This window comes from Gimibacter soli (assembly GCF_028463845.1).
In the GTDB taxonomy this organism is placed as follows: Bacteria; Pseudomonadota; Alphaproteobacteria; order Sphingomonadales; family Kordiimonadaceae; genus Gimibacter; species Gimibacter soli.
The window spans coordinates 2,699,297-2,711,769 of the sequence record NZ_CP116805.1; the positions used below are offsets into that span (position 1 = coordinate 2,699,297).

Consider the following 12,473-nt stretch of genomic DNA (forward strand, 5'->3'; position numbering starts at 1 on the left):
CCCAATGCAGCCTGAAACCCTGTTTCCGATCAGCCTTGACCTCCGTGGCCGCACCTGCCTGATGCTGGGCGGCGGCCCGATTGCCGCCACCAAGGCAAAGCCGCTCCTCGACGCTGGTGCCACGCTGCGCCTTGTGGCTGACCACCTTTGCCCCGATATGGCGGCGCTGATCAAAGATCACCCCATTGAGCACGCAGGTGCCTTGCTGGATGACCCGCATCTCGACGGCATCACGCTTGCCATCGATAGCGGCGAGATGCCGGCCTTTGCCGATGACCTGCGCCGGATGACACTGGCGCGGGGTATCCTCCTGAATGCCGTCGATGCGCCCGCCCGGTGCGATTTCCAGATGCCCGCCGTGGTACGGCGTGGCCCCGTTCAGGTTGCGATTTCCACAGGCGGTGCCGCCCCGACACTCGCCCGGAACCTTCGCCAAGCCATCGAGCGCCTGTTGCCGCATGATATTACCCACCGCGTGCGCCGCGCTGCCGCCATCCGCGTCGAGGTGAAGGAGAAACTGCCCCCCGCTGCCCAGCGCCGCCTGTGGGACCGGATGTTCGACCTTGGCCGGCTGACAGACACAGAAGCAGATATGCCGGACCACCTGACCGAGGCAGAAATCGAGGCAGCACAAGGCGACGGCATCCCCGGCGAGGTCTGGCTCGTGGGCGCGGGTGCGGGCAGCGCCGACATGATCACCCTCAAGGGCCTGAAAGCGCTCGAAAGCGCTGACGTGGTGCTGCATGACGCATTGATCGACCCCGCACTGCTGCTGCACGCCCGGCGCGATGCCCGGCTCATCCCGGTTGGCAAACGCTGCGGCAAACGCTCGGCCAGCCAGGAATTCATCAACCGCACGCTCACCAACCTTGCGGCACGTGGCCAACGGGTGGTGCGCCTGAAATGCGGCGATCCCTTCATCTTCGGACGCGGCGGCGAGGAACTGGACCATTTGCAGGCAGCGGGCATCCGTACCCATATCGTGCCCGGCGTGACGGCTGCATCCGTAGCCGCTGCCGACTGCGGCATCGCGCTCACCCACCGTGGCATCTCCCGCCGCCTGACGCTGATGACAGCCAGCACCAATGAAGGCCTCGCCGAAGACCAGCCAGACTGGCAGGCGCTGCTGAACGGCGGCACGGTCGCGCTTTATATGGCGCGGAACAAGATCGGCAGCCTGATGGAAGCCATGATCGCGAGCGGTGTTCCCGCAGCCCTGCCCGTCATGATCATCGCCAATGCCGGACGCACCGAACGCCAGCAATGGCAAGGAACAATCGGCAGCATGCGCGCGGCGCCCGCCACGCTTGCCGAGGACGCCCCCACCCTGATCATTGTCGGCGCTTCTGCCACCGCTCGCCTCGCCGAGCTGCATGAACCCTTGGCGGAACGGACAGCGGCCAATGTTTGATCTGCTCTCCAATAGCGCAGACGTTCCGGTGGTCATCCTTGCAGGTGGCCAGTCGCGGCGCATGCGCGGGCCCGACAAGGCCGAAGTGCGCCTGGGCCGGGATCGAATGATCGACCTGATCATCAATCGCCTGCGCCCGCAGGCCAGCCGCCTCCTCGTCTCTGGCCCGCACGATTACGGGACCGGCCTTACGGTGATTACTGACATGCCAGACATGCCACCGGGCCCGGTCGGCGGCATTCACTCGATTGCTGCATGGCTCGCCGCCAATGCCCCTTCGGTCGCCGGCTTCATCACCACACCTGTCGATGGCCCTTGCGTTCCGGAAGATCTGGTCTGCAAGCTCAGCGCCAGCGGCGATGCGGCCTTTGGCCTTGATGAAACCGGCGACCATCCGACATTCGCCTATTGGTCCGTCCCTCGCCTGATGGCACTGCGAATGCAAGCGCCCGTCTCGCGCGCATCCTCGCTGCGTGCCCTTCTCGCCGCGATTGATGCCACCCCGGTCGCGTGGCCGGGGGCGGGACAATTCCTCAATATCAACACGCCGGAAGAACTGGCAGCTGCGCAAACGCTGCATGCGGGCAATAGTTCCTCCTGCACCCGCGCGACCATCTCCTATAGCGAGGCACTCGCGGTCCTTCACGCAAAGACCCGGCCTCTGAAGCCGGTCTACGCTTCCCTGAAGACGGTGGCAGGGCATGTGCTTGCCGCTGATGTCATGGCGGAGGCCCCAGCCCCTGCGTTCGACAATGCTGCCATGGATGGATTTGCACTCCGGGCGGCAGACACTGACCTTGCCACCCCTGCAACGCCCGCCCGGCTCGAAATCATCGGCACTTCGGCGGCCGGCGATGAAGGCAAAGCCGAAGCCATCGGTCAAAATCAGGCCGTCGCCATCATGACCGGCGCGCCGGTCCCTTTGGGCACCACCAGTGTCATCCCGATCGAAGCGACAAGAACAGAGGGCAGCACCGTGCTGATTGAAACGCCCTTCCCCAGCGGAAAGAACATTCGCCGAAAGGGCACAGATTTCAACGCTGGAGACCGGCTTGTTCCGAAAGGCACGTTCGTCACCCCGTCAGCTCTGCCGGCCCTTGCCGCCTCCGGGCAGGCGCGTTTTGCGGTCTATCCCAAACCGCGCGCCTTTTGGATTTCCAGCGGCAATGAACTGGTGGACGACCCTGCGGAGGCTCTGGCACCCGGCCAGATTTACAACAGCTCCGGCCCGTTTGGTGAAGCGGCACTGCACGAAGCCGGCGCCACATGCACGGGTCGCATAACCATCAGGGATGACGCCGATACCCTGATAGCGGCCCTTTCCTCTCCGGCCGCACGTCAAAGCGATCTGGTGATCTCGACAGGCGCCGTATCTGCCGGACGGTTCGATTTTGTGCGCACGGCGCTGGAGGCCATCGGGGCAACGATCCACTTTCACGGCGTCCGCATCAGGCCCGGCAAGCCTGTCCTGTTCGCACAACTGGCAGACGGCCGGTATTTCGCCGGGCTGCCCGGCAACCCTTCGGCGACGACCGCCACCTTCCGCCTGTTCGTCAATCCGCTGATCCGCGCCCTGACGGGCCTCCCCGCTGAACGCCCCTTCAAGGCAAGACTGACATCCGAGGCAAATATCCGCCCAAACCTGACTTTCATGATGAAAGCACATCTGGAGACCAGCCAGACCGGGCAACTTGAAGTCAAAGCACTGGACGGCCAGCAATCCTACAAAGTCGCCAACATGATCGACCAGAATGCCTGGATCCTGCATGTGGAAGGCGCAGCCCTGCCGGAACCGGGCACAATGGTTGATTGCCTGTGGCGTTGACAGCGGTGCCGCGAGAGTCTCGCCCTACAATCGCAAATAATTCAATAACTTAAGATCGTTATCGCCCGCTACCGGCACCAGAGACTTGCTCCGATCAAAAAGTTACAAGCACTTGGCGCTAATCTGACGCACCATTTTATTGATCCGGGAACATCTGTTTTTGTGCGCCGATTGCCCATCCCCCCCGAAATCGGAAGCCCCCACCCGCCAAACATGGTTAATTCGAGTAAATAAATCTAATTCGCTGGCTCTTTCGTGGTCATGTATATCTTTCGATATAGCGGCGTGGGGGCGTCACCATGACAATCGGACTGAATTTGCGGACTGCAGGTGCGGCGCTGATGGCCGACCTGTTGATGGCCTTTCCGACACAAGCACAGGATTTCGCCCTGCTACCGCCTGAAAAGGTGACCACCTTCCTTGGCATCGACCTGCCCCTGCAGCCCGGCGAACGGCTCGTGCCAACTGCAGACGGCGACTGCTCGGTCGTCGTGTTTGCCCCAACGCCGGACCGGTACGAGCGACACCGCGCCTATTGGGAGGCACACAACTGGCTCGGCGCCTGCCGGTTCGGCCTAGCCCATGGCCCCGGCTATGCCTCACGAAAGACCGATGAGGCCACACGGGGTTATACGATGCTGTATGGAATCTCGATTGCGACACCACTTGAATCGGAAACGCGAAACTGGCCCAGTGGTGGTACATATATCATGCAGACGGAGGCCTATTACAGTTCTCCAGCCCTTCATGACCTCTCGGAGGCTCGGTATTATATCATTCATGGTCAGTATTCTGACCTGCCGACCAAGGACTTCAAAAAATTTGAGACGAGCTGGAGCGACGTCGGCACTTTCCAAAAGATCAGCTATGACGGACAAGGCAACGAGTTTTTGGTCACAATCCAAAGCATGAACGTAGCCGACCAGTGCGAGACCCACCGTGGGGCGAAGAATCTCTATTCAACAGAAGTCAGAAAGGCCTGCAAGGCCAAGTCCGCGGGCAAATACATTCTTGTCAGGCGCGAAGGATACCGGACCAGCCCAACGGCCTCTCATCAGATCATCACGGTCAAGGCATGTCCTTACAAGACCAAGGGCGACTATTATCAGGATTGCGGCCTGGTCCTTCGCGACGTCCTTGGCACAGAGGCCGCTCAGGTCGAAAGCGCCGTTTCCACAGATAACGCGCATCGCGCCGCCGCTGCGCAGGCAGTGCTCGCACGCTACGCACCGCTTGAGCAGGCGCTTGAAAATCGTATCCGCCGTTCCGGGAACATTGCACCATGACACGCATCCTGTCCGTACCGGCAAAGCTTCGTCTTGGCCTGATTGCCGGCATGATAGCCCTTGGCTCGGCGCCTTTAGCGGCGCAGGAGGCCGGATATGACGCCAATTGCGACCCGCGCAATTATACGGACGAGGAACTGACCCAGCAGGAGCTGTGCAAGGCGCATATCGGCTGCAACCTTACCATCAAGTTTGCGCAGTCCGCCTGCAAGGTGAAGGGCTTCTTCAACAATCTGGGCGGCCTGCTCGGCGGTCGCAGCAAACCCGACAATATCGATGTGTTCGAGGCCCTCAATCAGACCGAAGTCCCGCAAACACCGGGCGTCAAGCAGGTCAATGCCAAAGCAAAGGCAAACTATGCGCAGGCTCGCCAGCCCGCCTACGACCGCACGAATGCAGCCCAGATAGATTACCAGCAGCAGCCTGATGGCACCCTTTCCGCAGACGGCAAGCCTCGAAGCACCCTGTTCCGGTTTCAGGACAACAAGGCTGTGGGATTATTGGAAGCCACCACCATCGAAGACCCGTCTGTTAAGGCCATCAGTTACGGGGTCATGATCAGCAAGTATGGCGATATACGGGCTGGCCTCAAGCCCAACGGCACTTCCATCAAGGATGACGGCGCCTTCCGCGCACCGGATGGCACCTGGATTGGCGGCACGCTGACCCACGAAGGCAAACTTTTTGGGCCAGGATACAAGCTCACGCCGGACGGCACGGGCCAGCCACCGGTTCTGGAAGGCAGATTCGAAAATGACGTTCCCGTTGGCATGATGCTGGCCACCTGGCCTGATTTCAGCTCGCGGAAGGAATTGTGGCAAGACGGCAAGATGGTCGCCGCCGGACCGAAAGTCGCCAAAGGGCAAATCCCGACCAACCCGCAAGCACCTGCGCAGCCGCAACTTGCTTCGAGCAGCACGGGCACGAATACTGGCAATGGCGGAGCCGCGACAGCGGCTTCTCTACCGGCCTCAGGCTCGCCCGGCAAGATGCACGCTGTGACCCTTGTAGACCGCTGGGCCGGCGCCTGGGAAAACACATCCCTTCTGCAAGTACCGGAATCCGCCTACGATCAAACGGTCGCCAACATGAAATCCTTTTGCCAGTCCAATGACTGCAGCGCGACCATGGCCTCACCCCAGCGGGTATTCGCCTACAATGTCGGCAATATCGTGAACCCCTTCAGAATCTCGGGGGAGCCCGGCCAGCAGTTGCCACAGTGCAAATACACCCCGCAGGGCGGCTATTCGCTCCCCTACCTGCCGGGCTCGAGGGGCATGATTGCGTCCGCCGGCGTGCCGGGGGAGAAGACATGTGCGTTTCTCCTTTTGGCCGCCATCCACGAATGGATGGAAAACAATGTGGGTGGCCAGCGCGGTGCTGGGTCGCTTGCCAGTTCAGCGCCTGTCATGCCCGGCACGGCGACAGGGCAATGCAATGCCGACATGCAGGCCTATCTCGCTTCCGCAAAGCAGATCAGGGCCAATGTTTCGCCGATGGACCTTATCAAAAGCTTGCAGGTCTCTCTGTATCTCGACCTCAACCTCTACCGGATATCGACCACTTCCTGCAAAGGCACGTCTTACGAGGAAAGCGCCGGCATGTATCTTCAGACAGCTGGCCAGTCACTGAAGACCTGCCAGATGATGACGTCAACGCAAGGGGTTTGCGTCCCCAAAATCCCATGATGGCGGCCGCTGACGGCACCTTATCCTTATTGATGTCAATCCATCACATGGGAAGATGCGCAGCTTTTGGAAATGGGCCAAAGCGACGGATTGTCACAAGATTGAGATGAGCGTCTCCCGCACATGACAGGTGATTTATTTCTTGGTAATCCCTCTGTGCAACGTTAGGACATCAGCACCAAGACCCAAGGGAATGTCGAGATGCGGGTGATATCGCCCCGAAAAGGAATGCTGAGCTTGCTGTCGGCCATACTGATGGCCGTGCATCTGGCATGTCTTTGCCTCGTGACGAGTTCCGCCCACCACAATAGCGTGTCGCCGCAAGTCGAGATGAGCCATCACGGGCATGTCTCTGCCACAGTAGGTGATGCCGCGCCGTCCTTTGGTGAACATTGCGATTCATGCCCGGATCAGGATCTGACCCGCTCGACGAGCGTGACGGAAATCAAGCTATTCCAGACAAGTGAACCCTTCCTCCCTGCCGAGACCTGGACACCCGAAAAGAAAGTCAGCAAATCCATCTGGCAAACCTACCGGTCGTTGGCTCGACCTCCAACCCCAAGTCCTGTTATCCTGAAAGTCAGACTTCGGAATTGAGATGCCGTCTGCCCCCTGACGCAGTCAGTGGGCCCACGCCGGTATCCATCCAACCAGTCGCAACAGGAACAGTCATGATCAACAGACGACATTTTCTCATCGGGGCCAGTCAGGTCGGCCTCATGACCGCGCTCGGCGCCAGCTTGCCCGCTTGGGCGCGCAGCAGCGCAGACGGCAACATGGGCATCACCACGCTCGAAGGCCGCGATTTCAATCTCACCATCGACCGCTTCCCGGTCACGATTGACGGCCGCCGTGGCAGGGCTGTCGGCGTCAACGGCACCCTGCCCGCGCCCCTTCTCCGTTTCCGCGAAGGCGAGGATGTAACCCTTCGTGTCACCAACCGCCTGAAAGAAGACACGTCAATCCACTGGCACGGCCTTCTGCTGCCGTTCGAGATGGACGGCGTGCCGGGCGTGACCTTCGATGGGATCAAGCCGGGCGAGACCTTCACCTATCATTTCCCGGTCCGCCAGAGCGGTACCTACTGGTATCATTCGCATTCCGGCCTGCAGGAGCAGGACGGCCTTTACGGCCCGCTCGTGATCGACCCCGCAGGCGCCGACCCCGTAGCGTATGACCGTGAATATGTGCTGGTGCTTTCCGACTGGACGTTCGAGGGCGGCGACCGCGTATTCGCAAAGCTCAAAAAGGTCAGCGACACCTACAATATGGGCCAGCGCACCCTCGGCGACTTCTTCCGGGATGTTTCTGACAATGGCCTCGACGCCACGCTCCGCGACCGTCGCGAGTGGGGCGAAATGCGCATGTCGCCGCGCGACATTTCAGACACCAGTGCCATGACCTACGAGTTCCTGATCAATGGCCACACGACAGGCGACAACTGGAACGGCGTCTTCAAAGCGGGTGAAAAAGTGCGCCTGCGCATCATCAATGCCTCGGCCATGACCATTTTCAACGTGCGGATGCCCGATCTGCCGATGACCGTCGTTGCCGCCGACGGGCTGAATGTCCAGCCACTTGAGACCGACGAATTCCAGATGGGCGTCGCCGAAACCTATGATGTGATCATCGAGCCGAAGGAAGACCGCGCCTATGCCTTCGTGGCGGAATCAATTGACCGGTCCGGTCAGGCTGTCGCCACATTTGGACCGCGCCCAGGCATGCGGGCAGAAGCTCCTGCTCTCCGCAAAATCCCGACGCTCACCATGAAAGACATGGGCATGGACCACGGCGCCATGGGGCATGGCAACATGGGCGGCATGGATCATTCGACCATGGATCATTCCCAGATGAACCATGCCACAATGGATCATGGGCAAATGGACCATTCGACAATGGACCATTCAAAGATGGGGCATGCGCAGCCGGATGAAGGGCAGATGGACCATGCCGCCATGGGGCATGCACCTGCCGCCAAACCCTTGAAGACCGGACCGGGGGTCGACAATATCGCCACCATGCCGGTCAGCAGGCTTCATGAGCCTGGCCTCGGCCTTGAAGATGTCCCGCACCGCACCTTGCGCTACTCGCAACTGCGCAGCCTTGATCCCATTCCTGATCGGCGACAGCCGGAACGAGAACTGGACCTGCACCTGACCGGCAATATGGAACGCTATATGTGGTCCTTCGACGGGATCAAATATACCGAGGTGAAAGGGCCGATCATCTTTAAGGAAGGGGAACGCCTGCGGCTGCACCTGACCAACGACACGATGATGAGCCACCCGATCCACCTGCACGGCATGTTCTTTGAACTCAATAACGAGGGCGGCGACCATCGCCCCCGCAAGCATACCGTGATCGTGAAGCCGGGCGAGAAGCTGTCGTTCGACGTCACTGCCGACGCCCTCGGCAACTGGGCTTTCCACTGCCACCTGCTGTATCACATGCATGCCGGCATGATGCGGGTTGTGCAGGTACAGCCGCGAAATCCGGGCGAAGTCGACCACTCCACGATGGATCATTCAAAGATGGACCATTCGAAAATGGGCCATAACAACATGAACCACGGGGAGCACAACCAATGAGCCTGAAACATCTTCTGGTCGTCGGGCTCGGCGCCCTCTCCGCCTCGGCAGCGGCACAAGACCATAGCAACCACGGCACGCATACTCCGGCCACGGCTGATACGCCTTACCAGATGCAGGGCAGCGGCGCCGGGCATCATGATCCCATGTTCCTGTTCCTGCAGGCCGACCGGCTGGAAACGCAGTTCCATGACGGCGAAGAAACACTCGTCTGGGATACGAACGCCTGGTACGGCGGCGACCTCAACAAACTGTGGATCAAATCTGAAGGGGAACTCAGCCTTTCAGGCGGCGAGTTTGAAGAAGCCGAGGTGCAGGCCCTGTGGTCCCATGCGATCTCGACCTATTTCGACCTCCAAACGGGGCTCCGCTATGACATCGCAGGCAAGGACCGCGTGCACGCGGCCTTCGGTGTCATGGGGCTGGCCCCCTACTGGTTCGAGGTCGATGCCATGGCGTATGTCAGCGACAAGGGCGACATCACGGCAACGGTGGAGCTTGAATACGAACTGCTTCTGACCCAGCGCCTGATCCTACAGCCGCGGGCCGAGCTCGCCTTTTCGGCGCAGCATGTGCCCGATGCTGGCCTTGGCAAAGGACTGACAGGGCTCGATACCGGCATCCGGCTTCGCTATGAAATCATCCGCGAGTTTGCCCCCTATGTCGGCATCGAGTGGCAGAAGCGCTTCGGAGCAACCGCCGACATGATGCGGCGGGACGGGGAAGACCCGAACCGGATGGTCCTTGTGGCAGGCATCCGCGCCTGGTTCTAAGCTTCTCCCAAGAAAACAGAAGGGCGCTGCGACCCGGGTCGCAGCGCCCTTTTGCATGGACTGCCGGACGTCTGTGTTAACTGCCGAAGTCGTCGAAGGCGATCCGATCCTCGCGAACCCCAAGCTGGGCCAGCATCGCAATGCAAGCTTCTAGCATGAGCGGCGGACCACACAGATAGAAGTCGCACGACGCAATATCTGGATGTGTCGCTAGATGGTCCCTGAGGGCGACCTCATGGATCAGGCCCCTTGCACCGCTCCAGCTTGGCCCTACGGATTCGGAAAGGGCAACTGTCCAGCGGAAATTGGCATGTGCCTTGGCAAACGCGTCGAACTGGGCCTGGTAGGGAATATCGGTCTCGGTACGTGCCCCGTACCAAAGAGAGAGTGGTGCAGTGTCACCCCGATTGACGAGCGCATCGATGATCATCGAGCGCAAGGGAGCGATACCAGCGCCGCCGCCGATAAAGACCTTCTCCCGGCCGCCTTCCTTGAGGCCGAAGTCACCAAACGGACCGCGCAAGGCGAGCCGGTCGCCGGGAGCAAGCTGGCACATGTAGGCAGACCCGGCGCCGAGGGGAGCCACCTCGCCCCCCGCTTTGGGCGTAGCGAGACGAACATTCAGGAGGAAATCTCCCTCTGTCTCACCCGGCGCATTGGCGAGTGAATAGGTCCGGTGCAACGGTGCTTTCAACCGAATATCGTTGCTTGCCTCGCTATAGCCCCAAGCTGTCCTGAGTTCCGCCGGCACACCGGCGTCATCCCTGTTCAGGCTATAGGAAGGAATCGTAACCTGCATATAGGACCCCGCCCTGAAATCGAGGGCGCCACCTGCGATCGGGCGCAGGCGAATTTCGCGGATCGTCGGGGTCAGAAATGTCGCGGAAACAACCTCCGCTTCAAAATCACGGGCCTCGAGCAAATGATCGGGCAACTTCAGTCGTGCATCACGGCTGACAAAATGTTGGCACGCGAGCCGGTAGCCGGCCTGCAGTTCGCTTGCCGGTATCTGCCGGAAATCGGCAGGCGTGGCCACGGGGGCATCGTCCATCTGGATACGACACAGACCACAACTGCCACCCCCCCCACAGGAGGAGGGCAAGTGCAGATCCGACGTGGCAAGAGCATCAAAGACGGTAATCCGACCACGCGCAGTGACGATCCTTTCCCCGCCGCTCTTGTCCCACAAGGTCAGGTTACGGGTGCGCTTACGTTGACTCGCTGCCGAGACAAGGTTGAAGTCACCCCGTTTAAAACCCTCCCCAATCATTACAAGCCCAGAAAGCACCAGCCAGAAGACAATCCAGCTGCTGCCGATCACCAGGATATTGTTGAAACTCTCCCGGTTTTCGTAATCCATGATATGGAGCATCCAGAAGATATCGAACACCCGCCAGGTATCGTTCCGCCGTTCCCAGATATCGCCGGTTTCGGCCGAGACATAGAAGCTGCTTGCCCCTTCGTCATCGAAATCAACGCGCCACGCAGGACCCTTGCGCTTGCGCGTCTCCATGGTTGGCGCTTCTATCGCCGTGACAGAGGACACTGTACCCTCCCCCGCATAATCGCTGATAGCGATCGTCTTTGCAGCATCTGCATCCACAACCACATCCTGCCCGGTCGAGGCATCAATCATCCGTGTGCCGTTTTCGGCCCTGATTGCGAAAACAGACTTATGAAGGAAAGTCCTGAGGCTGATGTCCTTTAAGGCCCCTGCTTTTTCATCTTGTGTCAGGAATGCCATCGGATCGACGGGATTGCTTTCACGCATCACAGCATGATCCATATGGCCTTCGTGACGGCTGAGAGCGTGACCGCTCACCGTCTCGTGGTCGAACCATCCCATCATGAAGCCAGAGAGCATCCAGAGGAAAAGTTGCAAGCCAAGCAACAGGCCGATCCATTTGTGAAGGGCGCGCATGAGGGTCATTTGGCACCCCCTTCCACAGAAGCCGATTTTTTGCGATTGAAGCTGTAGAACAGCAGGCAGAGGCCCGCCAACGAGGTCAATGTCCCAAGAAGGGCCGCGAGGCGCAGCAGATTGTTGTTGATGTCGTCACGCGTTTCATAATCCATGATGTGGAACATCCACACAAAATCGAACCAGCGCCAATAGCGGTGCCGCTTGACCACAAGTCGACCATCTGATGGCGAAATATAGAAACGGGTTTCTCCTGCGTCATCGAAGCTCACCTGCCACATGGGCAAGCGGTTCGCCTGAATTTCCGTCGAACGGTCACTATTGCTGTCGATTAGCGCCACCGAACTGATCTCGCCATCGAGAGCATAATGATAGGAAGCGACAGCCCGCGCCCCGGCTTCCGAGATCGGTGACAGGATGGTACCCGTACCTGCATCAAGGAGAATGGCGCCTTCAGCGAGATCAACACGATAAACTGGTTTGCCAAGCCACGACCTTAGGTGAATCGAGCGGGCTTCCGGGTAACGCGCAGAAATTTCCGGCATGAAGACCTTCACGGCGTCCTGTGCGACGGGTTCATCCAGCCGTGTGACAAGATGATCACCATGGATGAAATCCAGATTCACGGTGACCATATAGATTCCGCTGATCAGCCACAGGAGTGCCTGGACCCCGATAATCAGCGACAGCCACTTGTGCCATCGGCGGACTAGAAACGAAAAACGCATCGAGACTTTCCTTATCCGGAACGTTGATCCATTCGATATGGACTGACCTCTGGACGGGATCTATTCCTACACCGCCGTTAGGCTCACACGCACGATTGATCGATCCAAACCGGAAAATTGCGAAGAAAATTAGGCAATTGGGCCGCAAAAATCAAAAATAATATAATAAAATCAGTAATTTAAAATAATCGACACCCTCTGCCGGCACCAGAGACTTATTCAGATCAATTAGTTACGAGCACTTGGCGCAAGT

General features: G+C 59.5%; 9 protein-coding genes. 7 read left to right on the forward strand and 2 right to left on the reverse strand.

Annotated features, from left to right (window positions below):
* The first annotated feature begins 4 nt into the window (after positions 1-4).
* From cysG to PH603_RS12570, 7 genes are all read left to right on the forward strand, one after another.
* Entirely contained in the window at positions 5-1,411 is a 1,407-nt protein-coding gene (gene cysG, locus PH603_RS12540; RefSeq protein ID WP_289502879.1) for a siroheme synthase CysG, read from the forward strand.
* Positions 1,404-3,236 (forward strand): molybdopterin-binding protein, encoded by a 1,833-nt coding sequence (locus PH603_RS12545; RefSeq protein WP_289502880.1) that lies wholly within the window; start codon positions 1,404-1,406, stop codon positions 3,234-3,236. Before cysG ends, PH603_RS12545 begins: the two co-directional genes overlap by 8 nt.
* 299 nt (positions 3,237-3,535) lie before the next feature.
* Positions 3,536-4,522, forward strand: coding sequence for a hypothetical protein (locus PH603_RS12550; protein WP_289502881.1), 987 nt, complete (start codon positions 3,536-3,538; stop codon positions 4,520-4,522).
* On the forward strand, positions 4,519-6,210 hold the full coding sequence (locus PH603_RS12555; protein WP_289502882.1) for a hypothetical protein: 1,692 nt from the start codon (positions 4,519-4,521) through the stop codon (positions 6,208-6,210). Before PH603_RS12550 ends, PH603_RS12555 begins: the two co-directional genes overlap by 4 nt.
* A 201-nt stretch (positions 6,211-6,411) precedes the next feature.
* Positions 6,412-6,807, forward strand: a complete 396-nt coding sequence (locus PH603_RS12560; protein ID WP_289502883.1) for a hypothetical protein — start codon at positions 6,412-6,414, stop codon at positions 6,805-6,807.
* A gap of 74 nt (positions 6,808-6,881) precedes the next feature.
* Positions 6,882-8,798 carry a copper resistance system multicopper oxidase gene (locus tag PH603_RS12565; protein WP_289502884.1) on the forward strand — a complete coding sequence of 639 codons (1,917 nt, stop codon included), beginning with the start codon at positions 6,882-6,884 and terminating at the stop codon, positions 8,796-8,798.
* Positions 8,795-9,571, forward strand: a complete 777-nt coding sequence (locus PH603_RS12570) for a copper resistance protein B (RefSeq protein WP_289502885.1) — start codon at positions 8,795-8,797, stop codon at positions 9,569-9,571. Before PH603_RS12565 ends, PH603_RS12570 begins: the two co-directional genes overlap by 4 nt.
* A gap of 76 nt (positions 9,572-9,647) precedes the next feature.
* On the opposite strand, the gene PH603_RS12575 is transcribed toward PH603_RS12570, so the two are convergent.
* Complete coding sequence (locus PH603_RS12575; protein ID WP_289502886.1) at positions 9,648-11,501, reverse strand: NADH:ubiquinone reductase (Na(+)-transporting) subunit F; 1,854 nt, start codon at positions 11,499-11,501, stop codon at positions 9,648-9,650.
* Entirely contained in the window at positions 11,498-12,220 is a 723-nt protein-coding gene (locus PH603_RS12580) for a PepSY domain-containing protein (RefSeq protein WP_289502887.1), read from the reverse strand. Before PH603_RS12580 ends, PH603_RS12575 begins: the two co-directional genes overlap by 4 nt.
* Positions 12,221-12,473 lie beyond the last annotated feature (253 nt).